This is a genomic window from Sinomonas sp. (assembly GCF_036848755.1).
GTDB lineage: Bacteria > Actinomycetota > Actinomycetes > Actinomycetales > Micrococcaceae > Sinomonas.
In genome coordinates, this window is the sequence record NZ_DAIUJO010000007.1 from 1 (window position 1) to 24,534 (window position 24,534).

A 24,534-nucleotide genomic window follows, 5' to 3' on the forward strand; every position below is an offset into this window, starting at 1 on the left:
TGTACCCGAGAGGGTGTGGGGGGTGGGTTGGTGTACCCGAGAGGGTGTGGGGGGTGGGTTGGTGTACCCGAGAGGGTGTGGGGGGTGGGTTGGTGTACCCGAGAGGGTGTGGGGGGTTCAGTCTTCTGGGGTGCCCTGATGGAAGCGGAGCCGCCATCGATCGTCAGTCCGCTGCCAGAGCGAACTCCTCAGAGTTGAACCCTCTGCGCTCTCTGTGCGATACAGGACTTGGATGAAGTCGCGGGAGAGGGGCGTCGCCTCAAGGAGCTCGAACGTCACGCTGAGCTCCGGGTCCTGTACGAGGGCATCTACGACCTCGTCTCGGAGCCAGAGCCGCCCTGACTGCCCGATCTCGCGGTATTCGGGATGGAGAAGATAGGCGAGCTGACCAAAGTCGCTCCGGGTCTCCGGATCCAGCAGCTCCTGTTCGAGTTCCACCACGGCCTCGACCGCATGCTGCCCGGCGAGCGCCCCAGGGACGGCCAGTGACCCCGGTGCGGCCGGCGCCTCCGGCTCCACTCCAGAGACGACGAACTCGCCAAAGAGGTCGTCCTGAACCGGTTCCGGGGGTGCCTCACTGAATCCCCGAACTGGTGCACTCACGGTCGGGACAGCCGCAGCCGCGAGCTCGCGGGGCGGCGATCCTCCAAACCCGGGCCCCTCGACGGGGACCGTGCCGGCCTGGAAAGCCGTCGCGCAGGCCCGCGCGCGCTCGTCCGCGGCTTCATTGAGCCAGTGGCCGGCATGGCCCTTGACCCACTCGAACGTGTAGGAGCGGCCGACGAGCGCGTCGTCAATCTGGCGTAGGAGATCCACGTTGAGCACGGGCTTCCCGTCAGCCTTCTTCCAGCCGCGTCGCTTCCAGTTCGGCATCCACTTCGTGACGCAGTTGATCACGTACTGGCTGTCGCACAGGATGCGCAACGGCTCATTGGGCAGATGGGCCGTTGATCGGAACAGATCGAGGACAGCCATGAGCTCGCCCTGGTTGTTCGTGCCGTGCGGCCAGCCGCCCGCGTGCCACCTGTCCTCGTCGACGTACCACGCCCAGCCTGCGGGGCCAGGGTTTCCGAGGGCAGAACCGTCTGCAGCGGCGGTGATTGTCATGCCGTCCATCCTGCCAGAACGGGGCGACAACCCAAGCCGGGCCCGCTTCCAGCAGCGCAGCGGGCCCGGCTAGGGCCGGAGAGACAGTCAGAGGAAGAGCCTCGCGTTGCTGCTCTCGATTTCCTGATACCCAACACTCGCTTGCTGAAGCGCAAGACCGATCGCGTCGAGCGAGGACTCCACCTGGACATGGGTTCCGGCCCACTGCGCGACGACTCCTTGGAAGTTCGTCGCCGCCTGTCCCTGCCAGCTCGCGCCCAGTCCCTCGAGGTCCACGCGCAGGCTTCGAACCTCCGCCCGCACTCGCTCGACTGCCGCGGCGACCTTCTGGGCGCTCGCGTTCATCTGCTCGGTATCTGCCTTCAGCACGGCCATGGCCAACCCCGTTCCTCTGTCGTCCCGGCGACGACAGATCCGTCGCCTGCCGTCACCACGAGCCTAGGAAGCCGCGGGCGCTCGGCGCAGGACGCCGTCGTCGTATGTGGACAAGTCAGGAGATTTGGCTGTCTTGAGGAGAAGAGGACGTGGGGTCGATCCGTCGGAGACCACCCGTGTCGAGGGCGGGCAGGCTCTCGGGAGGGTCGGAGGGCTGTTCCGGCGTGGTCTGATGCGGAAGTTCGATGACGAACGTGGCGCCGCCCCCCGGCGTCGGCCGGTGCCGCACCGTGCCACCGTGAGCCCCCACGATTGCGGCGACGATCGCGAGCCCCAGACCCGTGCCGCCCGTATCGCGTGTCCGCGACGTGTCAGCCCGGTAGAACCGTTCGAAGATCTTCGGCGCATCCTTCTCCGAAATGCCGGGACCATGGTCGCGGACTTCGAGTACGGAGAAGAGCCTGCCATCCTCGCGGCGTGCCCCGACGGCGATCTCGATCGGCGACCCCTGCGGGGCGTACCGGAGGGCGTTGCCCACGAGATTCCCGACGACCTGCCTCAGCCGGCCTTCGTCGCCGAGCGCGGGCGCAGCGGCCGGACCGATGCCGGGAGCAAGTCCCACGAGCCGCACGCTCCTGTCGGGGGCGGAGGCTTGCGCGTCCACGACGGCGTCGTGCCCGATCGGGAGGAAATCGACGGGCCGCAGGAGCACGGGCCGCTGCTCGTCGAGCCGCGCGAGCGTGAGGAGGTCCTCGACCATCGTGCCCATGCGCTTGGCCTCGCTCTCGATCCTGCCCATCGCCATCCCCACGTCCTCCGACGTCGGAAGCGCGCCGTGCCGATAGAGCTCGGAGAAGCCGCGGATCGTCACGAGGGGAGTGCGCAGCTCGTGCGAGGCGTCCGAGACGAAGCGCCGCATCCGGGCTTCCGACTCGGTGCGGTCGCGGAAGGCGCGCTCGATATGGGCAAGCATCGCGTTGAGGGAGGACGAGAGCCGCCCGAGTTCGGTGCCGGGCGCTTCTTCATCGACGCGCTGGGAGAGATCGCCTGCGGCAATGGCGGCGGCCGTCTTCTCGACGCGCCGTAGGGGCCGGAACGCGCGGGTCACGGTCCAGGACGCAACGAAGAACACAATGGCGAGCGTGAGGACGCCAACGCCGATTTCAAGCAGGAGCGTGTGGTTCATGGCGTCGTCGACGTTCGTGAGGGGCAGCGCAATGAGCATCGCTGCGCGCTCGCCTGTGCTGGTGATCCGCACGGGAATCGCGATGTAGCGCCAGTCCGAGTCGCCGTCCGTCCCATTGGCCTGCCGGATGATGTGCTGGCTCTGCATCTGCTGCGCCTGGTCCGGGGTGATCATGGCGACGTCGGGGCGGGCCTGGTTCGGGTTGGGCACCGGGTAGGTGCGCGGGGGAGCACTGCTCGTATACAGGACCAGGACGTAATCGGTCGGCAGTTCCGGGTTCGGGGTGGTCAGGAGATCGATGTTCTGGTTCTGCTGGGCGTAGTCCGACGCGTCGATGAGCTTGTCGTCCACCTGTCCGACCAGGAACTGGTGGAGCTGGGTCAGTGTGCCCGCGCTCGTGAAGACGATGGCGGCGGTCAGGAGCACCATCATGATGGCGACGAGCTGTGAGCGCAGCGACGCCGTCTTCCAGCGGGCTAGCACTTTACCGCTTCTCAGCGGTCCTGAGGACGTAGCCGACGCCGCGCTTGGTCTGGATGAGGCTGGGCCCATTCGCGTCCACCTTGCGCCGGAGGTACGAGATGTAGGACTCCACGATCGACGCGTCACCGTTGAAGTCGTATTCCCACACATGGTCGAGGATCTGCGACTTCGAGAGGACCCGGTTCGGGTTGAGCATCATGTAGCGCAGGAGCTTGAACTCGGTCGGGGAGAGGTCGATGGTCATGCCTCCGCGGCGGACCTCGTGGGCATCGTCGTCGAGCTCGAGGTCGTCCACACGGATCACCGCGTCATCGTCGAGGATGGGCTGGGTCCGGCGGAGCACGGCACGGATGCGGGCGACGACCTCGTCCAGGCTGAAGGGCTTCGTGACGTAGTCGTCACCGCCCACCGTCAGGCCTTGGACCTTGTCCTCGGTCTCGTCCTTGGCGGTGAGGAAGAGCACAGGGACGTAGCGGCCCGACGCACGCAGCTTGCGGGTCACCGTGAAGCCATCCATGTCCGGCAGCATGACGTCGAGCACCATGAGGTCCGGTGCCTGCTCCTCTGCGGCTGCGAGGGCTTCGCGGCCATTGCTCGCCGCGATCACCTCGAAGCCTGCGAAGCGCAGCGATGTCGACAGCAGTTCGCGGATGTTCGGCTCGTCGTCCACGACGAGGAGCTTGGCTTCAGGTCCCGTCTTCTTCACGCCTCCCATGGTGCGCCCAGTTTCTGAGAATCCGCTGGTGGTCGTCTGTGAGCGGAGGACGGCGTCGCTGGGCTCTGGGTGGGAGGCACCTCAGCCCTTCGCGAGGTCTCCCGCGTCGACGATCCGGTAGGCGTACCCCTGCTCGGCGAGGAAGCGCTGCCGTTTCGCGGCGAACTCCTGGTCGAGCGTGTCGCGGGCGACGAGCGCGTAGAACCGGGCTGCCCGCCCGTCCGCCTTCGGGCGCAGGAGCCGACCGAGCCGCTGCGCCTCCTCCTGCCGGGACCCGAAGGAGCCCGAGACTTGAATCGCGACGGCGGCTTCCGGGAGGTCGATCGAGAAGTTGGCGACCTTCGAGACCACGAGGCGGTTCAGCTCGCCGCGCCGGAACGCGTCGAAGAGCCGCTGCCGCTCCTTGACCGTCGTCGAGCCCTTGATGACGGGGGCGTCGATGCGTTCGCCGATCTCGTCGAGCTGGTCGATGTACTGCCCGATGACGAGGAGCTGGTCGTTCGCGTGCTGGCGGACGAGGCGTTCGACCACGTCCGTCTTCGTCTCGCTCGATGCGCACAGGCGGTACTTGTCGGCGTCGTCGGCCATGGCGTAGGCCATGCGCTCCTCGCGGGGGAGGTCAACGCGAACCTCTACGCAGTCGGCGGGGGCGATGTAGCCCTGTGCCTCGATGTCCTTCCACGGTGCGTCGTACCGCTTCGGGCCGATGAGCGAGAACACCTCCCCTTCGCGCCCGTCCTCGCGCACAAGCGTGGCGGTGAGCCCCAGACGACGGCGGGCCTGCAGATCCGCGGTCATGCGGAAGATGGGGGCCGGCAGCAGGTGGACCTCGTCGTAGACGATGAGCCCCCAGTCGTTCTGGTCCACGAGCTCGAGGTGGGGGTAGAGGCCGCCCCGTCTGACGGTGAGCACTTGGTAGGTCGCGATCGTCACCGGCCGCACCTCCTTGACGGAGCCCGAGTATTCGCCGATCTCGTCCTCGGTGAGGCTCGTCCGCTTGAGCAGCTCCTGCTTCCACTGGCGTGCGGAGACGGTGTTCGTGACGAGGATGAGGGTCGTGGTCGAGGACTGGGCCATGGCGGCGGCGCCGACGAGCGTCTTGCCCGCGCCGCACGGGAGGACGACGACGCCGCTGCCGCCGGCCCAGAAGTTCTCGGCGGCGAGCCGCTGGTACGGCCGCAGCGCCCAGCCGTTCTCCTCGAGGGCAATGGGGTGGGGCGTTCCGTCCACGTAGCCGGCGCGGTCGTCCGCGGGCCACCCGATCTTCAGCAGCGCCTGCTTGAGCTGGCCGCGCTCGGAGGAGTGCACGACGACGGTCTCGCCGTCGATGCGCGGGCCGAGCAGCGGCGCGATCTTCTTGGCCCGCATGACTTCCTCGAGCACGGGGTAGTCGTCGGTCCGCATGACGAGGCCGTGCTGCGGGTCCTTTTCGAGGCGCAGGCGCCCGTAGCGGGACATGGTCTCCTCGATGTCGATGAGGAGGGAGTGCGGGACGGGGAACCGCGAGTAGCGCAGGAGCGTGTCGAGGACCTTCTCGGCGTCGATCCCCGCCGCGCGCGCGTTCCAGAGACCGAGGGGGGTGACCCTGTAGGTGTGGACGTGCTCGGGGGCGCGCTCGAGCTCGGCGAACGCGGCGATCGCGTGCCTGGCTTCGGTGGCCTGCTCGTGGTCGACCTCGAGCAGGATCGTCTTGTCGCTCTGCACGATCAGGGGGCCGTCAGACACGGGTACTCCTTGCCTGCCGGCCGAGGCTCAGGCCAGCTCGACGTCGATGATCCGGTGCACGCTGAGTACGCGCTCGGTTTCCCTTTCGGGGTCGAAGACGCGCACGCGGCCCGCGGAGATCGAGACCGGCCGCAGCTCCTCAACCGTCGAGTTGCCGAGCGCGTCAACGATATTCAAGCGTACTGCGCGCTTGAGGCGGATGGCCTTCTGCAGCGTCTCGATCCCGAGCATGGGTGCGGCCTCGTCGCCGTTGGCGACCACAGCCGACTGGTTCCGCAGGATCGCGAGCTGGAGTTCGACGTCGTCCGTCGTGGGTACCGCAGTCCTGGGCTCGGGAGCCGGCAGCGTCGGGCTCGCCGAGCCGCCACGCGCCCGCTGGAGCCGCACGACGGGGTCGAAGGAGGAGTCGACGGCCGGCGCCAGCCCGAGTTCGCGGAGGACGGTTGCGGCCTCCTGCGGCGTCGCGTTGCTGACAAGGACGGTGGGTGCGATTTGGGTGAGGCCGAGTTGCTGCGCAGAGGGTTCACGGAGCAGCCCGGCGAGTGCCGCCTCGTCGTCGCTCGCGATGAAGGACCCCGCGCGCCCGATGCGGATGCGCCCGTACCGCCCTGCCGTGTCCTCGATGAGGTAGGCGAGGGGTTGAGGGATGCCGGTCTCGGCGTGCTGGGCGAGGAACGCCGAGATCGACGCCGCGTCCTCGCCCGCGTCGAGGGCCCGTCGGAGGCTTGCCGCCGAGAAGCGGTAGATCGTCGCCGGTCCCCGCCCCTCCGGGTCTGCGAGCAGGGCGAGGCGCCGGCCGAGCCCAGGCTCGAGGTAGCCGGGGGCGACGGCGGTCAGGTCGGCCTGCAGGTGGATGCGGTCGACGCTCCGGGGGAGGATCTCCTCGAGGAGTGCGCGCAGGCCGTCGTAGTCGCCGCGCAGCACGGCGGCGCCAGCCCGCGTGATCGCGCCGGAGCCGAGGAAGCCGATCATGGTGGCCTCTGCGAGCACTCCGTCGAGAAGGCCGCGCAGCCGGCGGGCGAGGCGCGGCTGGGCCCATTCGAGGCGGGTCCGGATGTCCTCAGCGCGGACGACGACGGCACGGCCCTCGGAACTGTTCGCCTCGCCGCTGAGCTCCGCGGCGACCTCGAGGACGCGCCGTCGCACCGCCGCGGCATCGGGGCGCTGGCCCTCGCCCGCAAGGGGAGCGAGCTGGCCTCCGCCTTCGGCGGCCATCGCGAGCGAAGCCACCCGGGGCGTGTCGAGCCAAGCTGTCGCCAGGAGGAGCCACTGATCGGGGCGGGGGAGCGCGAGCCATTCCTCCGAGGCCGTCGCCCGCCACGTCGACGTGTCGACGTCGAGCGTGATGATTCCCGCCGCCGCGGCGAGCTCGAGCGCGAGTACCGCTTGGTCGGACTCTGCCCGCAGCGCCGCCGTGAGCCGGCGCAGCTCGCGCGTTCCGACTCCGCCTGCTCGGAGCGTCTCGATGGGCCGCTCGGCTGCCTCGACGGCGAGCCCGCTCACGAGCCGGAGCACTTCGCCGATCGCACCGAGCGCTGCGTTTCGCCTGAGGGCCGTGCTAGTGGTCGCGGTGGGTGCGGGCGGGGGATCGAGGGTGAGCTCGGGGACGATCCGTCCGCCGCGCAGGGCGAGGCCTACGGGGCGCGGCAGCTCGACGTGTTCGTCGTCGAGGGGGACGAGCAGGCCGTGCGAGAGGAGCCAGTCGACGGGGTTGTCCGTCTTCCGGCCGGGGCGCACGCGCGCCTCGGCATGGGGGACGGCCCCGACCGGCCAGTTCGTGAACTTCGAAAGGACCTCGCGGGCCCTGGCGGGGGCGCTCTCGAGCGCTTCCGGGAGCCCAGCCCACCGTTCGAGCGCGTACGCGGCGGCGATGTGGTGCTCGACGTGCTGCTGCTGGGCCGCCGCCGGAATCGCGTTGACGATGTCCGCGGCCTTTTCGGCGAAGAACTGCGAGACCGAGGTGAGCTCGGTGTAGCAGCGGCCGAGGCCCGCGGGGTAGCTGCCGAGCACTTCCCGGACCCGCGCGACCGGCTGGTAGTAGCGGCGCCGGCTTCCCGACGCCGAATGGATGGAGTCGGGGGGATCGGCCCGGTAGATGAGGGCGAGCTGGGAGAGCTCGGCGAGGATCGCGTCGAGTGTGCCGAGGGTCGCGTTGCCGACGGCGTGGCGCAGTTCGACGGCGCTGCCGCTGCGGCCTTCGTCCTCGTCCGTCGTGAGGACGAGAGCCTCGAGCACCTGGAGCTGCGGCTTGGACAGCGACTCGAGGGCCCGCTGGAGGCTGACCCTGGCGCAGGCGCGGGCGGCGAGGGCTGCGAAGTCGGGAACTCCCGGCGTGATGAGGTCCGGCCTGGCGGCGAAGAGACGGCGTAGGGCATCGTTGCCCCGAGCGGAGAGTTCTTCGGCGAGTGCGCGGATCGATGACATGCCCCTAGCGCTTCCTCCTCTCGAGGAACGCCGCGAGGAGCGCGGCGCCCATGCATGCGAACGCGAGCGGGAGGCCGTAGAGCACGACGGCGGCCATCCAGCCTGGCGGGGTCTTGCCCGACGCAGCCAGTGCGAAGGCAAGCGCGACCATCGCGAGGGAGAAGACCGCGACGGCGGCACCGCCCCACGAGGCGACGCGGCGGAAAGTTGGCGCCATAAAGCCAAACCTAACAGTGTGCACGCCTCCCGCGCGTCCGTGGCTGGCCGGACGCAGTAATCTAGGGAGAGCGGTTTGCGCCGACGGCGCCCGCAGTCTCTCTTCTTCGAGCAACCAACAGATTGGGGTCAGGGCGGTGCCCACAGGCAAGGTCAAGTTCTTCGACAAGGCGAAAGGCTTCGGGTTCATCGCGGGCGATGACGGGCACGAGGTCTTTCTGCCGGGCAGCGCCGTCCCCGCCGGCGCGGGGGAGATCAAGACCGGGACCCGGCTCGAGTACGGCATCGCCGAGGGCAAGCGCGGCCCGCAGGCTCTCGGTGTCCGTGTCCTCGAGAAGCTCCCCTCCGTGGCACGGGCCAAGCGCATGCCGGCACGCGAACTCGCCCCGATCGTCCAGGACCTCGTGAGCGTCCTGGACAACCTCTCGGGGCAGCTCGCCAAGGGGACGTACCCCGAGAAGGGCGCCACGATCGCGGCCGCCCTCCGCCGCGTCGCCGATCAGCTCGACGTCTGACATGGCGCCTCAGGTTTCTTCCCCGGGCACCTCGGCCGCCGGCGCGCCCAAGCCGCGGGCCGGCGTGCCCCTGTGGCGCGTCGGCAAGCCGGACCCGCTCCTTGCGGGCGCCGTGGAAACGGCCCGCGCTGCCCTCCTCGACGCGGTCGATGCGGAACAGGTCGGCCGCCACCTCGGGGCGAAGAGCGAGGGCGAACGTCTCGTCACACACCTCTTCGAATGCCTGCGCCCCGGCTATCGGGGCTGGCAGTGGTACGTGACCGTCGCGCGGGTGTCGCGGTCCAAGATCGTCACCGTGAGCGAACTCGGAGTCCTGCCGAGCGAGGATTCCGTGCTCGCGCCCGAGTGGGTTCCCTGGTCGGAGCGGGTGCGACCCGAGGAGCGGGAGCAGGCGATCCTCGACGCCGCCGCAGAGGGCATTGAGGTCGCCGACGAGGCCGAGGCCGAAGACGAGGATCTCGAGGACGATGCCCGTGAGGCCGAGGAACAGCTCGAGGCTGAAGGCATCACGGACATCGACGACGAGATCGACTGAGACGCTGACGGGAGCGACCCGGGGCGTCAGCCGCGCAGGGCGCCCACCACGTAGTCGATGCACTGCGTGAGCTTCGTGACGTCGTCGGGCTCGATGGCCACGAACGTCGCGATCCGGAGCTGGTTGCGGCCGAGCTTCCGGTACGGCTCGGTGTCGACGATGCCGTTGGCGCGCAGGATCTTCGCAACCTGGGCAGCGTCGACGGACTCGTCGAAGTCGATCGTCGCGATGACGTTCGAGCGCTCGGAGGGGTTGGAGACGAACGGGGTCGCGAAGTCGGAAGCCTCGGCCCACGAATAGATGCGGTCAGCGGAATCCGCGGTGCGCTTCGCGGCCCAGTCGAGGCCGCCCTGGGCGTTGAGCCACTCCACTTGGGCGTGCAGGCTTACGAGGGTTGTGAGGCTCGGCGTGTTGTACGTCTGGTTGAGCTTCGAGTTGTCGACTGCGGTCTTGAGGTCGAGGAAGTCCGGGATCCAGCGACCGGAGCCCTCGATCTCCTCGACGCGCGCGAGCGCGGCGGGGGAGAACAGCGCAAGCCACAGGCCGCCGTCGGACGCAAAGTTCTTCTGCGGCGCGAAGTAGTAGACGTCGGCCTCCGCGACGTCGACGTCGAGCCCGCCCGCGGCGCTCGTCGCGTCGATGACGACGAGGGAGCCCTCGTCCGCGCCTTCGACGCGGCGCACGGGAGCGGCCACGCCGGTCGAGGTCTCGTTCTGCGGCCACGCATACACGTCGACTCCCGCTTCGGCGACTGGCTCCGGGCGCGTGCCGGGTTCGGACGTGCGGATGCTCGAGGCCTCAAGGTAGGGCGCCTTGTCTGTGGCCTTGGCGAACTTCGAACCGAACTCGCCGAACGAGAGGTGCTGGGCCTTCGAGCGGACGAGCCCGAACGATGCGGCGTCCCAGAAGGCGGTGGAGCCGCCCACGCCGAGGATCACTTCGTAGCCTTCGGGCGCCTTGAAGAAGGAGGAGAGCCCCTCGCGGACCGAGCCCACGAGGTTCTTGACCGGAGCCTGACGGTGGGACGTGCCGAGGAGCTTGGCCCCGGCGGCCGCGATGGCGTCGACCTGCTCCTTCCTCACCTTCGAGGGGCCGGCCCCGAATCGGCCGTCGGCCGGGAGGAGGTCGGCAGGAATGTCCAGCTTGGTCGTTTCGCTCACGGTGGGCTCCTTGCAAAGATTCCGGGCGGAGGCTCCTTCCGCCCCGGAACAGTCTGCCGCACCCGCTTCATTGCGGGCCAATTCGAGACGCGAGCACGACGCCGGGCCGCCGTCGGATCGGGCATTCGAGCGCTAATCTGAGCAGTTCAAAATAAGCTAGACTGGGGCTGCACTGCATCGCCGCCAAGGAGCCGCTGACCGCATGACCGACCTCATCGACACCACTGAGATGTATCTCCGCACCATCCTCGAACTCGAGGAGGAGGGGATCGTTCCCCTGCGCGCGCGCATCGCAGAGCGGCTTCGGCATTCCGGTCCGACAGTGTCGCAGACGGTCGCCCGCATGGAGCGGGACGGCCTCGTGGTGGTCACGGGAGACCGCCATCTGGAGCTCACCGCCTCGGGCCGGAAGCGCGCTACCGAGGTCATGCGCAAGCATCGGCTCGCCGAGCGGCTCCTTTCGGACATCATCGGACTCGACTGGGCGTATGTCCACGACGAGGCGTGCCGGTGGGAACACGTGATGAGCGAGCGCGTGGAGCGCCGCCTGTTCGACCTCCTGGGCCAGCCGAGCGAGTCGCCGTACGGGAATCCGATCCCGGGCCTCGAGGCGCTCGGAGGCAAGCCCTCCGAGGGTTTCACCGCGGGAGTCATGACGCTCGTGGACGCCATGCGTGCGTATGCGCCGGGGTCCCGCGTCGTCGTCTGCCGTCTCGCGGAGCCGATTCAGGTGGATCCCGAACTCCTCGCTCAGCTCGACGAGGGGGGGATACGCCCCGGGGCGAAGCTCGCGCTCGAGCGGGTGGGCGACTACATCTCAGTGCGTACGCCGAAGGTCGACGGCGCGCTTGAGCTTCCCGTCGAGGTCGCAGCCCACGTCTTCGTCTCAGTCTCCTGAGTGCTGGCCCTCTCCTGGCCCCTGGGCACCCTGCGCGTGGGGACACGATAGCCTGTTGGGGAGATCTCACAGGTTCGAACACGCCGGGATTCAAAAATCCACTTCTTGGACAATCGGGCTTCCGGCAGCCGTGAGTGGCATCTCAGTAAAGGTAACGAGAAGGTCACGCGCTGGGTGTGGGTGGCGGGCGACACACCCGGCTGGAGGCGCCTCCATCCCCACCGAGCGCCCCCTGAAACCGGCCAAAAGCCCCTAATTTCGGCCCTCTTCGCGCATCCGGCGTGTCTTCGCCGTGATCATCTGAGATCCCGCTGTGATCCGAATGTGACTTTCCGTGCGAAGTCAGCTACGCTCGTTCGTGTTCCAACTCCAACCAAGTTGGAACATCCGGTCGGATTGCCTAGCTCTGCCGCTGGCCGGAATCCGTTCGCACAACCGTCTGGCAGGGGCGGGGGAACCACTTTCGGGCCTCTTCACCGAGGTCCTTGGGGTAAAGCAGCCCGGTGCTTGCACCGGGAGGCCGGATACTTCCAGTCCGAACCCGACAGCTCACCTCGCAGGCATTGGGAGAGGCTACCTCTGTGTCGTCACGCAACGTCATTGCGCGTCGTCGGGCCACGCCGGCCCGCAGCAGCCGTATCACGGCTGCTGCTCCGGTCACCCCTGGCGGCGCAGGCATCGTCGGCCGTACGGCCGTCGCCGCTGCGCCTCGCTTGACTATTGCCACGGGTTCGCCCGTGTCAAACAAGCTGCAGCGCAAAGCCTCGGTCCTCTCCGACGTCGGCAGCGCCCGCCCCGCGAGCGTCGTCGCGTCAAAGAAGTCGAATTCCGGCATGCACCCGCACGCCGCCGGCTACGGCTTCTATACGTTCCGCTGACCCCCTGACCGTGAGGGTTCACGGCCGTCCCCCAACGGCCGCGACCTCATCCGTGTGCCACACCCCAACGGCACGCGGGCGACGAAAGAGAGAAACGCCCCAGATGTCCACTCGTGCTGGAATCGCTCGGCACCGGGCCGAGAACACCTCCTCCATCGCCATCATCGCGAAGGCGGTGACGGAGAACGCCGGCGGCATGGGCCGCCAGGCTGCTGTTATCGCCGCCGCCTCGGGTCTGGTCCTGACGAGCGGTGTTGCCGCCAATGCGGCCGAGCTTCCCACTCAGCGTGAGGCGTCCGCGCCGACCGCCCTCCAGGTTCAGACCGCCGTTGACGCCAACGTCGCCGCCGATGCTGGTGCACAGGTGAGCTTTGAGCGTCCCGCCGTTCAGTCGGAGGCCGCTCCGGCTCCGGCCCCGGCTGCCGCCCCTGTCCAGCAGGCCGCGACCACCATCACGCCTGCTGCGGACACCACCGCCGCGACGACCGCCACTGCGACCGCCGCGGTCCAGACGGCACCGACCACGTCCTCGAGCGGTAAGGGTGCCGCGATCGCGGCCGCCGCGTACGCCCAGCTCGGCGTCCACCAGGACTGCACGATGCTCGTGACGAACGCTCTTGCCGCCGTCGGCATCTACTTCCACGGCTGGCCGGCTGACTACATGTCCCTCGGCCACATCGTGAGCGCCGCCGAAGCTCAGCCCGGCGACCTCGTGTACTACCAGAACGGTGGCATGGGTGAGCCCCACATTGCCGTCTACGTCGGCAACGGCATGGCGGTGCACGGTGGCTGGAACGGCAACTCCACGGTTCTCTACAGCGTGAACGTCGGCTCGGGCCCGGTCTTCATCCACGTCGACCGCTGATCTGCCAGATCCGCTCGGAACGGCGCTCCTCCCTCTCGGGAGGGGCGCCGTTTTGCGTGGCAATATAGCGGGGTCCCTCTCCCCGGATGGGGCCTGTCGAGGTGTCACCGGAGTGAACAATCGGGTACAGGTTGCGCCGGAACACCCCGCCCGTTCGTAAAACTGCAAATTCGTTCAGTACTCTAAGAGAGTCGATCAGCCCGACCATGCACAGGGCAGCCGGCCCTGTGCCCCTGATCGGGTGCGGCCGTGAAGAGGAACGCAGCATGCGCACACTCGTCCTGAATGCCGGTTACGAACCGCTGGCGGTGGTGAGCTTCCGCCGGGCACTCGTGCTTGTCCTCGCCGGAAAGGCGAGCATCGTTGCGGAGGACGGCGATCCAGTCGTCGGTCCGCGCGATGTGCTCGGACGCCCGTCGGTGATCCTGCTCAACCGCTACATCAGACCCCGGAGAACGCACACCGCGACGGTCAGCAGACGGGGGGTACTGCGCAGAGACGGCCACCTGTGCGCGTACTGCGGAAAGACGGCGCACACCATCGACCATGTGCTCCCCAGATCGCGGGGCGGCAAGGACACGTGGGAGAACCTCGTCGCCTGCTGCCTGCGCTGCAACAACGTCAAGGGTGACCACACGCCGGGCGAAATGGGCTGGAAGCTCCGGTTCACTCCCCAGGCGCCGGTCGGGACGGTCTGGCAGATCAAGGAGCTCGAGAAGCCGGTGGCCCAGTGGAGTCCGTTCCTTCTTCCCGAGTCAGCGGCCTGAGCGCGAACGGGGCGGCCGCCGCCTTCGACGCGGTCATCCTGGCCGGCGGCCGGGCGTCCCGCCTCGGTGGCTATCCGAAGCCGCTGCTCGTGTTCGAGGGATCCACGCTGCTGGACCGCGCCCTCGCCGCCGTCAGCGATGCCGGGCGCGTCGTCGTCGTCGGCCCTCGCCGGCAGGTGCTCCCCTCCGTTCGCTGGGCGCGCGAGACGCCGCTCTTCTCCGGGCCCGTTGCCGCCCTCGGCGCGGGCGTCGCGGCGCTCCACGCCTCGCCCGAGGATGGCGCGCCGTGGATCGCCGTCCTGGCCGCCGACCTGCCGCTCGCCGGGGCAGCCCTTGCGCCGCTCGTGGCGGCCTGCTCGCGCGAGCCCGGCGCAGACGTCGTGCTCGCCGAGGACGACGGCGGGCGGCAGCAGCCGCTCCTCGCCGTCTACCGCCGGGGCCCCCTCGAGCGAGCCCTCGCTTCCCTGGCGCGTGACGGAGGTCTGGCCGACCGCCCTCTCCGGCATCTCGTTGCTAGGCTGTCGGTGCAGCCCCTGCGCCTGACGTCAGGCCTTGCCGACGACGTCGACACGTGGTCCTCCGCGAAGCGCTGGGGCATCCGCCGCCCGGAGGGACCGGGCGTGCCGAGCGAGTACGAGGAGCCCGAGATGCCCGCGAACGCCCCAGGTGCAGGAGACAACGAAGAGATCCTGCGGGCATGGTGCGCCGAATTGGTCGAGGCCTTCGAGCTCGACGGGCTCGAGGTCGACATTGACGCGGTGCTCGGTCTTGCGGGAGTTGCCGCGCACGGCGTCGTGCGTCCCGCTGCACCGCTCACCACCTTCATCGCGGCCTACGCCGCGGGCTTCGCGGCGGGCAGCGGCCAAGCCGGCGAGAAGGTCGCGATGGAATCGGCCATCGACGTCGCGCGCAAGGCCCTGAAGTCTCGGGCCGAACGGTCCGGGTCCGGGGAATGACCGACGGCGCCGCGGGCGCCGCGCACTCCCTGCACCACTCATGGTCGGAGGCTCGCGCGACGGCGGCCGCCGCAGCATCCCCGATTCCGGCCGTCGACGCCCCGCTTGCGGCGTGCGCGGGCCGTGCCCTGGCGAAGGACCTCACTGCCCTCACGCCGATGCCGCACTATGCGTCCTCGGCGATGGACGGCTGGGCCGTGAGCGGGAGCGGGCCGTGGATCCTCGCAGAGCCCGGCGAGCCCCTTGCCGCGCACCAGGCAGCCCCCATCGTGACGGGCGGTGTCCTGCCTCCGGGGACGCGAGCCGTCCTCCGCCGCGAACATGGCGAGATCGCGCCCGATGAGGAAGGCCTCCCGCACCTCCGGCTCAGCCCAGCCGCGCCCCCCGGATCGCCGTCGGGCGGGGCTGACATCCGTCCCGCGGGAGAGGAAGCCCAGCCGGGCGACCTGCTCCTGCCGGCCGGCACCGAGCTCGGCCCCGCCCAGCTCGCGCTCGCGGCACTCGCCGGGTACGACGAGCTTCCGGTGGAGGGGCGCCCCCTCGTGCGGATCGTCCGGACCGGCTCTGAGGTCATCGAGTCCGGGCTGCCCGATCCGGGGCGCGTGCGGGACGTCTTCAGCTTCCTCATCCCGCCGCTCGTTGCCGCCCACGGCGGTGTCCTCGTGGGTCAGCTCAAGATCGGCGACGGGGCCGAGGAATGGCGCGCTGCCCTTGCGGACGACCCGGGCGCCCCCGGAGCGCAGGGGTCTGGAGACCTCGGACCGGCCGACGTCGTGATCACGACGGGCGGCACGGGGAAAGGCGAGTCCGACCACTTGCGCGACGTCGTGGCCCGCCTCGGCGGACGGCTCCTCGTGGACGGCATCTCGATGCGGCCGGGCCACCCGACCGTCCTCGCGGAACTGCCCGACGGCAGGTTCTTCGTCGGACTCCCGGGCAACCCGCTCGCCGCCGTGATGGGCTTCCTCGCCGTCGGGGAGCCGCTCCTCGCGTGCCTCGCCGGCCGACCGCCGCTCGCTGCCGTCGAGCTGCCGTCCGGAACGGTCTTCGAGCCCGAGCTCAAGCGGACGCGGCTCGTCCCGTTCCGCCGGATGTACGGCATGGCCTCCCCGGCCGGGGCGAGCGGAGCCGGGATGCTGCGCGGGCTCGCGCACGCCGACGGCGTCATGGTGATCCCGCCGCACGGCGTCCAGCTCGGCGAGCCCGTCCAGGCGCTCCCTCTCCCGTGGGGACGGCCGCTCGTGGAAACACGCACCGACGCCGCGCCGAAGCCCAAGCCGAAGCGCCGGAGCGTCTCGTCGAAGGAGCCCGTGGACTGGAGTGGGCTCGACGCGTGAGGCCCGCTCCACCCAGCTCGCCTCGCCTTCACGGGCGCAGCGGGGCAGGATGGTTCCACGAGCATCGACGGAAGGATCCCCATGGGCCGGCTGAGCCAGCGGCGCCGCGTGCGCAAGTTCGTTCTCGACAGCGAGTACCCGGTGAGGGACAAGGAGGACGTGCTCGCCGTCGAGGAGCCGCTTGAGATCCGCCTCGCCGGTCCCTCGGGGAGCCTCTCGTACAGCGTCACGATGCGCACGCCGGGGGACGACTTCGACCTCGTGGCAGGCTTCCTCGTCTCGGAAGGCGTCGTCTGGGAGCCCGGGCAGATCATCGCCGAGCGTTTCTGTGGCGGTGAGGACGAGGAGGGGCGCCAGACGTTCAACGTCGTCCAGGCCCAGCTCCGCCCGGACGTCCGGATGCCGGACCGGGGCCGGGCGGTCTACACGTCGAGCTCGTGCGGCATCTGCGGGACCGATTCGATCGAGTCCGTCCGGCGTGCGGGCCATCACAGCCCCGCGGATGACGGCGTGCGCCTCCTTCCTGAGCTCGTCGCTGGACTGCCAGCCCGGCTCCGTGCGGCCCAGGCGCTCTTCGACAAGACGGGTGGGGTGCACGCCGCGGGGCTCTTCCGGGTCGGCGACGACGGGACGTCGGCAGAGCTGGTGTGCCTGCGGGAGGACGTCGGGCGGCACAACGCGGTGGACAAAGTCGTGGGCTGGGGTCTGCGCTCGGGGAGCCTCCCGCTCGCCGGCACCGTGCTCCAGGTCTCGGGCAGGGCTTCCTTCGAACTCGTGCAGAAGGCGGCAATGGCCGGCATCCCTGTGCTCGCGGCCGTGAGTGCGCCTTCGTCGCTTGCCGTCGAACTGGCCGAGGAATCCGGCGTGACTCTCATCGGGTTCAGCCGGGGCACCGGGTTCAACGTCTACGCGGGGCACGAGCGAGTGCTCTCCTGACGCGGCTCACGATCATGATGCTGCCGCGGCCGCTCGGCGCCGAATTCCTGTGAGGACCGGGATCTCAGCTGAGAGCCGAAGGGCAAGCGCTTCCGCTCGCGGCTACGGTCGAGTAGGTTTGAAAGGGGACCGTTACTCCATCGATTGGAGCGAGAGAGCACGTGCACGACGACCGGCTCATCACTGAAGCGCGTATTGACAGGTTTCTTCGGGATCGGCTTGAACCGGCCATCTATCGCCGCAGCATCCCCCTCACAGCGGAGCGCTGGGACTGCCCCGGGGAACCGGTCCGAGTGACCGAGGCCCTCGAGCAGGCATTCTCGCCGGTGGCCGAGGGGGAGGCCTGGGGGCCTGCGTGGGGGACAACGTGGCTGCGGCTCTCCGCCGAGGTGCCCGAGGGCTGGGGCGGCCGAGGCCTCGCGGTGGAGGCCGTCGTCGACCTCGGCTTCTCCCCGCAGGTGCCCGGGTTCCAATGCGAGGGACTCGCGTGGTCCGCCGAAGCCACCCCCATCAAGGCCATCAACCCGCGGAACCGCTACGTGCCGCTCGCCGAGCTCGGAGGAGGGCCCGCCGTCGTCTTCTATGTCGAGGCGGCCGCGAATCCGGACCTCGCCCAGATGTGGCGCTTCGTGCCCACGGCCCAGGGCGACCCCGAGACGGCGAGCCGTGAGCCCCTGTACCGATTCGGGGGGATGGTGCTCGCGGAGCGGGACGTCGAGGTGTGGGAGCTCGTGCAGGACGTGCACAGCATCCGAGGGCTCATGCACGAGCTCCCGATGGACCGCCCCCGGCGGTACGAGATCCTCCGCGCACTCGAGCGCATGTGCGACGTCATGGACCCCGACGACGTCCCGGGGACAGCGGCGGCTGGACGGGAGGCGCTGACGGGGGTGCTCGCGGCTCCCGCCACGGCGAGTTCGCTCCGGCTCGTGGCGACCGGCCACGCGCATATCGATTCGGCGTGGCTCTGGCCTGTCCGGGAGACGATGCGCAAGTGCGCCCGGACCTTCTCCAACGTCGTCTCGCTCATGGACGCCGACCCGGAGTTCACGTTCTCGTGCTCGTCCGCGCAGCAGCTAGCTTGGATCAAGCAGCTCTACCCGGACCTCTTCGAGCGCATCAAGGAGAAGGTGGCCGAGGGCCGATTCGTCCCCGTCGGGGGCATGTGGGTCGAGGCGGACGGGAACATGCCGGGCGGCGAGGCGATGGCGCGGCAGTTCATCGAGGGCAAGCATTTCTTCCTCGAGGAGTTCGGGGTCGAATGCGAGGAGTGCTGGCTTCCGGACTCGTTCGGCTACTCCGCCGCGCTCCCGCAGATCGTGCGGTCTGCCGGGGCCCGCTACTTCCTCACGCAGAAGACATCCTGGAATCAGGTCAACAGGCTCCCGCACCACAGCTTCTACTGGGAGGGCATCGACGGGAGCCGCGTCTTCACACACTTCCCGCCGACCGACAACTACAACTCGGATCTCGCCGCGTCCGAGCTCGCGTACGCGGAGCGCAACTTCCGCGAGAAGGGCCGGGCCACCCTCGGTCTCGTGCCCTTCGGCTACGGCGACGGCGGCGGCGGCCCCACCCGCGAGATGCTCGCCGCCGCGCATCGCGCCCGGGACCTCGAAGGCTCGCCGCGGGTCGAGCTCGGCCGCCCGAGCGAATTCTTCGCCGCGGCGGAGGCAGAGTACAGGGACGCACCCGTCTGGACGGGCGAGATGTACCTCGAGCTCCACCGGGGGACCTACACCACCCAGGCGGGCACGAAGCGGGGCAACCGGCGCTGCGAGCACCTGCTGCGCGAGGCCGAGCTGTGGTGTGCGACCGCGACGGTGCGCGCGGATGCCCCGTATCCGGCCACGGACCTCAAGCGGCTCTGGCAGACCGTTCTCCTCCAGCAGTTCCACGACATCCTGCCCGGAAGCGCGATCGCCTGGGTCCATCACGACGCCGAGCGCAACTATGCGGCCGTCGAGGCCGAGCTTGAGCAGATCATCGCCAAGGCCGCCCTCGCCGTCGTGGGCGAGGGCAGCACGCCCCTCCTGCTGAATGCCGCCCCTCAGGCTCGGGCGGGAGTCCCGGCCTTGGGCGCCGGCGTCGTCGTGCCGCCCCACAGGGGCGCCGGGGTGACCGAGCATACGACGCCGGGCGGCCGCCGCTGGGTGCTCGACAACGGGCTCGTGCGGGCTGAAGTCGACGAACGGGGGCTGCTCGTGTCGCTGCGCGACGCGGCGAGCGGGCGCGAAGCCATCGCCCCTGGTGAGCCGGGAAACCTGCTCGAGCTGCATCGGGACACGCCCAACGAGTGGGATGCGTGGGACATCGACGTGTTCTATCGGCGCGTCGCGACACGCCTCGACGAGGCGTCCTCCGTGACCGTGCTCCCCGGCGCGGACAGGGAGGCTGCGATCGAGGTGCGCCGGGTCTTCGGCGACTCGAGCGTCACGCAGCGCCTGGTGCTCGCCCCGGGCTCGCCGTCGCTGCGGATCGAGACCGCTGTGGACTGGCACGAGCGCGAGAAGCTGCTCAAGCTCGGCTTTCCGTTCGACCTCAGAGCGGAGCGGTCCGCCTCCGAGATCCAGTTCGGCCACGTGTTCCGTCCCATCGCGACCAACACCTCATGGGACTGGGCGCGGTTCGAGACGTGCGCTCACCGTTGGGTCCACGTCGGCGAGGGCTCCTTCGGGGTCGCCGTCACCAACTCGTCCAGCTACGGGCACGACGTCACGCGGACCGTCCGCGCGGACGGAGGCACGACGACGCTCGTGCGGGTCTCGCTGCTCCGTTCCCCGCGCTACCCGGATCCGGAGACGGACCAGGGGCGGCACGAGTTCACGGTGACCGTCCGGCCCGGCGCCGGGATCCCCGACGCGATCGAGGAGGGCTACCGGACGAACCTCGAGCCCAGAATCCTGAACGGCGCTCGGACGGTCGCCCCGCTCGTGGTCGTCGACCATCCCGGCGTGGTGGTGGAGGCGGTCAAGCTGGCCGAGGACGGCTCGGGCGACGTGGTGGTGCGGCTCTACGAGTCGCGCGGAGAGCGGGCCGAGGCGAAGGTCGTTCCGGGATTCCCGGTCAAGGGGGTCGATTCGGTGGATCTCCTCGAGCGGCCCTGGCCCAGCGGCGAGGCCGCTGCTGCTCACGTGGAGTCCGGCCCTGACGGCTCGGCGGCCATGGCGTTGAGGCCGTTCCAGCTCGTGACGCTCAGGTTCCGGAAGGCGGATTAGAGCCTCTTCTTGGGCTGAGTGGAGGCGGCCCGGAGGCCGCCGCCACTCATCCCCCCAATGCAGAAGCGCCCATCCCCCTGACGGTCGCGTTCACACATCCATGATTCTGGCACAGAGTAATGATTTTGTGAACTTGTTCATCAAGTGTGTGGATTTTTTACCTAGGCGTCGACAACGTTACGCCGCCGTGCCTTCCCCACGATCGACGACACCCAGACCAGCGCGAGCCCGAGGCAGAGCAGCAGGATGGTGCTGTAGTTGATGCTCTGCGAGAGCCACAGGTCCTCCTTCGGGAGGACGGTGATGATGTTCGAGATGGCGAGGTCGAAGTAGCCGAGGCCCAGGAACGCTGCGGCCCACCGCAGCAGGGCAGGGCCGGGCCGCCGGACGGTGGAAGTGAGGACCGGGAGGAGCACGATGCCCGTGAACGTCGGGTAGATCCGGCCCATCGTGCCGTAGATCGCGGGCCACAGTTCGAGATCAGGCGTAGAGAATCCGACGCGGGAGGTGGCGAGGTCGGAAAGGACGAACGAGGCGACGAGGATCGCGCTCGCCACGGCGAGCAGCCCGAGCCCGAAGGGCCCGAGGAGCGCCCGTTCGGCCCGGAAGCCGGAGAACGCGCGGGCCACCCGGACTCCGAGCAGGAGCGTGAAGCCGAAGATGATGAAGCGCAGGATGAGGTTCGCTACGTTGTGGCCGCCCAGAAGCTGGTCGACCGCGAGGTAGGGGCCCCCGATGCTGAGCAGGACGGCGAGGTCGAGCAGCGTCATGAGCCAGAACATGAGCCGGTTGTGCCCGCGCAGGAACGCGGGAAGCCGGGTCAACAGGAGGATCGTGACGACCGCGCAGGTCGCCCACTGAAGCCAGATCACGCTAGATGATCCCATGCTCGCCGCGATGCCCGCTCGTCGTGTTCCTGACGTTTGAGCGAGCGGCCCAGGACGGCGAGCCGCTCCGAGGCGAGCAGCGTCAGCTCGGCGTCGCTCAGCCGCCCCAAGGCGTCCTTGACGGCCGACGGCGGCCACCCCGCTTCAGCTGCCGTCACAAGGCCCGTCACGACGAGTCCGTTGCGGAGCCCCACGCCTGCCTCCCGGGCGGTCCGCACGGCGAGCTCGGGGGTGAGCCGGTTCGCGCTCAGCTGCGCCGAATAGTTCTGGGGTGCGATGCCCGCGGCGAGGCTCACGCGGTGCCGCAGTTCGCCGTCGTCGATCGCCTCGACCCATTGGCGCACGGCCGGCTGCTCGCCCAACGGCAGGCTGGCCGACGGCAGGCTGGCCGAGGGCAGGGGAGCGGCGGCGGCCGGCTGGGGGCCCACGCGCACGAGGAGTTCCTGGAGGAGCCGCGCGGTCGGAGTCTGGCTCAGGACCTCGGCGTCCGTCGGCGGCGCGACGCTCGCCGCCAGCTCGCGGTACTGATCGAAATCCGCCAGTCCCAGCACCGGGTTGCGTCCGTACGCGCGGGCCACCGCCACGACCGTCGTCTCCGCAACCTTCCCGCGCACGAGCTGCTGGGCCAGGGTGCTCCGCTTGACGCCGGACTGGCGGCACACATCCGCGGTGCTCGACCCGGGCGCCAGCTGGCTGATCCAGCGCTGAAACGCGACGGCGGAGACGGACATTCAGGACCTTCCTCGTCAGGTCGGGCGGCTCCCGGGGCTAGACGGCGTGTCAATAGATTTTGATTTTACGACCGTCGCGGGGTGGTCTATGCTGAATTCAAGCCCGTCGGCTCGCGCACCCCCCAATCGCGAGCCGGCGGGCGCTTCAGTTGCGGGCATATCAGTTGTGCGAGGCATCCGGCACCGGGCCTATCCTGACTAGGCACGGAAAGGCGGTGACCGGCGCATGAGCATGGACCGGGCGGCGTGGAGCTACATGCACGCCATGGGCAAGGCAAAGGACGGGGCCAATCCCTTCACGAAGGCCACCCTCAAGCGGGTCCTGGGCTTCGCGAAGCCGTATCGCACACGGATCCTGATCTTCGTCGTCGTCTCGATCCTCGACGCCGTCGTCTCGGTGGCCACGCCGGTGCTCGCCGGACAGGTCGTGGACGCGATCGTCGCGCGCTCCGGCCTCGGCCCCGTGGTCTTCCTCGCGGCACTCATCGGCGTCCTCGCGATCGCGGACGCCGGCTTCAGCCTGCTCTCCCGATGGATGTCCTCGATCATCGGCGAAGGAGTCATCCTCGACCTGCGTCGCGCCGTCTTCGACCACGTGCAGAAGATGCCGATCGCGTTCTTCATGCGAACGCGCACAGGTGCCCTCGTCAGCCGGCTCAACAACGATGTCATCGGGGCCCAGTCGGCATTCGCCGGGACGCTGAGCGGCGTCGTGAGCAACAGCGTCTCGCTGGTCCTGACCGTCGCGGTCATGGTCCAGAAGTCGTGGCTCGTCACGCTGCTCTCCCTCCTCCTGCTGCCGCTCTTCCTGTTCCCTGCCCGACGCATGGGAGCCAAGATCGCCGACATGCGCCGCGAGGCGGCGGCCTACAACGCGGCGATGGGCAATCAGATGACGGAGCGGTTCTCGGCGCCGGGAGCGACGCTCATCAAGCTCTTCGGCCGGCCCAATGAGGAGTCTGCCGAGTTCGCCGCCAAGGCGAAGCGCGTGCGAGACATCGGCGTGCGCAGCACCGTCCTCGCGTTCGCGTTCATCACGTCGCTCACGCTCGTCTCGTCGCTCGCCCTCGCCCTGGTCTACGGAGTCGGCGGGTGGCTCGCGGTGAGCGGGCAGATGGCCGCGGGGGACGTCGTCGTGCTCGCCCTCCTTCTCACGAAGCTCTACGCGCCCATCACGTCCCTCTCGAACGCGCGCGTCGACGTCATGAGCGCGCTCGTGAGCTTCGAGCGCGTCTTCGAGGTCCTCGACCTCGTCCCGCTCATCCGCGAGAAGGACTCGGCGCGGCCGCTTCCGGACGGGCCGGTCTCAGTCGAGTTCGACGACGTCCGGTTCTCGTATCCGTCCGCGGACAGGGTCTCGCTCGCCTCCCTCGAGGAGGTCGCCGTCCTCGACGCCCGCGGGGGCGAGCAAGTCCTCCATGGGCTCTCGTTCACGGTGGAACCGGGACAGACGGTCGCGCTCGTCGGGTCCTCGGGTGCCGGGAAGTCGACGACGGCGCAGCTCATCGCGCGCCTGTACGACGTCGACTCCGGCGCGGTGCGGATCGGCGGGGTCGACGTCCGGGACACGACGTTCGCCTCCCTCCGGGGCACGGTCGGCATGGTGACCCAGGACGGCCACCTGTTCCACGAATCGATTGCCACGAACTTGCGCCTCGCCGCGCCGGTCGCGACCGACGACGAACTGTGGGACGCCCTGCGCCGCGCACGCCTCGACGGCATGGTCCGGTCCCTGCCCGACGGCCTCGAGACAGTCGTCGGCGAGCGGGGCTACCGGCTCTCGGGCGGCGAGCGCCAGCGCCTCACGATCGCCCGCCTGCTGCTGGCCCAGCCGCGCGTCGTCATCCTCGACGAGGCGACCGCCGCACTCGACTCGACGAACGAGGCCGCCGTCCAGGCGGCCCTCACCGAAGCGCTCGAGGGCCGCACGGCCCTCGTGATCGCCCACCGGCTCTCGACGATCAGGGCCGCGGACCAGATCCTCGTCGTCGAGGGCGGACGGATCGTCGAGCGCGGCACCCACGCCGACCTGCTCGCCGCCGACGGACGGTACGCCGAGCTGTACAACACGCAGTTCGCGCACGCCGTCGCGGTCGCCCAGGATGCGGGGGCCGACGTCGCCCGCTGACGGCGGCGCACCCCGGCGCGCTAGGCTCGTCGGGTGCCTCCGATCGTCGTCTCCGCCGTATGTGTCTTCTCGCCTGCCGGTCAGCTCCTGACAGTGCGGAAGCGCGGAACGGACCGATTCATGCACCCGGGCGGGAAGCCGGAGCCGGGGGAGAGCGCCGCCGAGGCCGCGAGCCGCGAGCTGGCCGAGGAGGTCGGGATCGCCGTGGCCGCGGACGAGCTCGAGCCGATGGGGTTCTGGGTCGCCCGCGCGGCGAATGAGGCCGGGATGGACATCGAGGCGACGGTGTTCACGGCTCCCGGTACGCACGAGCCGTCGGAGGTCCATGCCTCGGCGGAGATCGCCGAACTCCGCTGGCTCGACCCCCGGGACGAGCTGCCGGGAGACCTCGCGCCCCTGCTGACCGACCATGTCCTCCCCGCGCTCGAGGCTTTCCGGCGCGCCTGATTCCGCCTCGCGGCGCCCGTGGTCGCGTGCGTGAATTGAAGGTGA

Annotated in this window: 22 protein-coding genes and 1 riboswitch; of the genes, 12 read left to right on the forward strand and 10 right to left on the reverse strand. The window is 69.6% G+C overall.

The window, feature by feature from the left end:
• Positions 1 to 117: 117 nt before the first annotated feature.
• From V7053_RS01865 to V7053_RS01895, 7 genes are all read right to left on the reverse strand, one after another.
• Positions 118 to 1,107: a ribonuclease HI family protein gene (locus V7053_RS01865; protein WP_334170564.1), complete on the reverse strand. Its 990-nt coding sequence runs from the start codon at positions 1,105 to 1,107 to the stop codon at positions 118 to 120.
• Between the two features lie 87 nt (positions 1,108 to 1,194).
• The gene (locus V7053_RS01870) at positions 1,195 to 1,482 is read right to left on the reverse strand and encodes a WXG100 family type VII secretion target (RefSeq protein WP_334170565.1); all 288 of its coding nucleotides are present in this window, start codon (positions 1,480 to 1,482) and stop codon (positions 1,195 to 1,197) included.
• A 115-nt stretch (positions 1,483 to 1,597) separates the two neighbouring features.
• Complete coding sequence (locus V7053_RS01875) at positions 1,598 to 3,151, reverse strand: sensor histidine kinase (protein ID WP_334170566.1); 1,554 nt, start codon at positions 3,149 to 3,151, stop codon at positions 1,598 to 1,600.
• 1 nt (position 3,152) lies between these two features.
• Positions 3,153 to 3,866, reverse strand: a complete 714-nt coding sequence (locus tag V7053_RS01880) for a response regulator transcription factor (protein ID WP_334170567.1) — start codon at positions 3,864 to 3,866, stop codon at positions 3,153 to 3,155.
• Positions 3,867 to 3,947: 81 nt separating this feature from the next.
• A complete protein-coding gene (locus tag V7053_RS01885; RefSeq protein WP_334170568.1) occupies positions 3,948 to 5,591 on the reverse strand; it encodes a DNA repair helicase XPB in 1,644 nt (547 codons plus the stop codon).
• A gap of 27 nt (positions 5,592 to 5,618) precedes the next feature.
• Positions 5,619 to 8,015, reverse strand: coding sequence for a helicase-associated domain-containing protein (locus V7053_RS01890; protein ID WP_334170569.1), 2,397 nt, complete (start codon positions 8,013 to 8,015; stop codon positions 5,619 to 5,621).
• Positions 8,016 to 8,019: 4 nt separating this feature from the next.
• Complete coding sequence (locus V7053_RS01895; protein WP_334170570.1) at positions 8,020 to 8,232, reverse strand: hypothetical protein; 213 nt, start codon at positions 8,230 to 8,232, stop codon at positions 8,020 to 8,022.
• A gap of 136 nt (positions 8,233 to 8,368) precedes the next feature.
• On the opposite strand from V7053_RS01895, the gene V7053_RS01900 reads away from it, so the two are divergent.
• Together V7053_RS01900 and V7053_RS01905 are read left to right on the forward strand one after the other, a co-directional pair.
• Positions 8,369 to 8,746 (forward strand): cold-shock protein, encoded by a 378-nt coding sequence (locus V7053_RS01900; protein ID WP_334170571.1) that lies wholly within the window; start codon positions 8,369 to 8,371, stop codon positions 8,744 to 8,746.
• A 1-nt stretch (position 8,747) separates the two neighbouring features.
• The gene (locus V7053_RS01905) at positions 8,748 to 9,281 is read left to right on the forward strand and encodes a DUF3027 domain-containing protein (RefSeq protein WP_334170572.1); all 534 of its coding nucleotides are present in this window, start codon (positions 8,748 to 8,750) and stop codon (positions 9,279 to 9,281) included.
• A 26-nt stretch (positions 9,282 to 9,307) separates the two neighbouring features.
• Here the strand turns inward: V7053_RS01905 and serC are convergent, their stop codons facing one another.
• The gene (gene serC / locus V7053_RS01910; RefSeq protein ID WP_334170573.1) at positions 9,308 to 10,441 is read right to left on the reverse strand and encodes a phosphoserine transaminase; all 1,134 of its coding nucleotides are present in this window, start codon (positions 10,439 to 10,441) and stop codon (positions 9,308 to 9,310) included.
• Positions 10,442 to 10,643: 202 nt separating this feature from the next.
• Here serC and V7053_RS01915 point away from each other — a divergent pair, with 202 nt between their 5' ends.
• The 8 genes from V7053_RS01915 to V7053_RS01950 all read left to right on the forward strand — a co-directional run bounded on the left by V7053_RS01915 (position 10,644) and on the right by V7053_RS01950 (position 20,296).
• The gene (locus V7053_RS01915; protein ID WP_334170574.1) at positions 10,644 to 11,339 is read left to right on the forward strand and encodes a metal-dependent transcriptional regulator; all 696 of its coding nucleotides are present in this window, start codon (positions 10,644 to 10,646) and stop codon (positions 11,337 to 11,339) included.
• A gap of 404 nt (positions 11,340 to 11,743) precedes the next feature.
• Positions 11,744 to 11,916, forward strand: a riboswitch (cyclic di-AMP (ydaO/yuaA leader).
• A gap of 160 nt (positions 11,917 to 12,076) precedes the next feature.
• A complete protein-coding gene (locus tag V7053_RS01920; protein ID WP_334170575.1) occupies positions 12,077 to 12,217 on the forward strand; it encodes a hypothetical protein in 141 nt (46 codons plus the stop codon).
• 103 nt (positions 12,218 to 12,320) lie between these two features.
• Positions 12,321 to 13,082 carry an NlpC/P60 family protein gene (locus V7053_RS01925; protein WP_334170576.1) on the forward strand — a complete coding sequence of 254 codons (762 nt, stop codon included), beginning with the start codon at positions 12,321 to 12,323 and terminating at the stop codon, positions 13,080 to 13,082.
• Positions 13,083 to 13,348: 266 nt separating this feature from the next.
• On the forward strand, positions 13,349 to 13,849 hold the full coding sequence (locus V7053_RS01930; RefSeq protein WP_334170577.1) for an HNH endonuclease: 501 nt from the start codon (positions 13,349 to 13,351) through the stop codon (positions 13,847 to 13,849).
• Positions 13,813 to 14,805 (forward strand): NTP transferase domain-containing protein, encoded by a 993-nt coding sequence (locus V7053_RS01935; RefSeq protein WP_334170578.1) that lies wholly within the window; start codon positions 13,813 to 13,815, stop codon positions 14,803 to 14,805. Before V7053_RS01930 ends, V7053_RS01935 begins: the two co-directional genes overlap by 37 nt.
• On the forward strand, positions 14,802 to 16,142 hold the full coding sequence (locus V7053_RS01940) for a molybdopterin molybdotransferase MoeA (protein ID WP_334170579.1): 1,341 nt from the start codon (positions 14,802 to 14,804) through the stop codon (positions 16,140 to 16,142). The genes V7053_RS01935 and V7053_RS01940 overlap by 4 nt, the downstream gene beginning before the upstream one ends.
• Positions 16,143 to 16,223: 81 nt before the next feature.
• Positions 16,224 to 17,078: a formate dehydrogenase accessory sulfurtransferase FdhD gene (fdhD, locus tag V7053_RS01945; protein WP_334170580.1), complete on the forward strand. Its 855-nt coding sequence runs from the start codon at positions 16,224 to 16,226 to the stop codon at positions 17,076 to 17,078.
• A 161-nt stretch (positions 17,079 to 17,239) separates the two neighbouring features.
• Positions 17,240 to 20,296: an alpha-mannosidase gene (locus V7053_RS01950; RefSeq protein ID WP_334170581.1), complete on the forward strand. Its 3,057-nt coding sequence runs from the start codon at positions 17,240 to 17,242 to the stop codon at positions 20,294 to 20,296.
• A 161-nt stretch (positions 20,297 to 20,457) separates the two neighbouring features.
• Here the strand turns inward: V7053_RS01950 and V7053_RS01955 are convergent, their stop codons facing one another.
• Both V7053_RS01955 and V7053_RS01960 read right to left on the reverse strand, forming a co-directional pair.
• Positions 20,458 to 21,168: a hypothetical protein gene (locus V7053_RS01955; RefSeq protein ID WP_334170582.1), complete on the reverse strand. Its 711-nt coding sequence runs from the start codon at positions 21,166 to 21,168 to the stop codon at positions 20,458 to 20,460.
• Positions 21,165 to 21,914 (reverse strand): hypothetical protein, encoded by a 750-nt coding sequence (locus tag V7053_RS01960; protein WP_334170583.1) that lies wholly within the window; start codon positions 21,912 to 21,914, stop codon positions 21,165 to 21,167. Before V7053_RS01960 ends, V7053_RS01955 begins: the two co-directional genes overlap by 4 nt.
• A gap of 226 nt (positions 21,915 to 22,140) precedes the next feature.
• Here V7053_RS01960 and V7053_RS01965 point away from each other — a divergent pair, with 226 nt between their 5' ends.
• Together V7053_RS01965 and V7053_RS01970 are read left to right on the forward strand one after the other, a co-directional pair.
• Complete coding sequence (locus V7053_RS01965) at positions 22,141 to 24,042, forward strand: ABC transporter ATP-binding protein (protein WP_334170584.1); 1,902 nt, start codon at positions 22,141 to 22,143, stop codon at positions 24,040 to 24,042.
• A gap of 33 nt (positions 24,043 to 24,075) precedes the next feature.
• Positions 24,076 to 24,489 (forward strand): NUDIX hydrolase, encoded by a 414-nt coding sequence (locus V7053_RS01970; protein ID WP_334170585.1) that lies wholly within the window; start codon positions 24,076 to 24,078, stop codon positions 24,487 to 24,489.
• Positions 24,490 to 24,534: the final 45 nt, after the last annotated feature.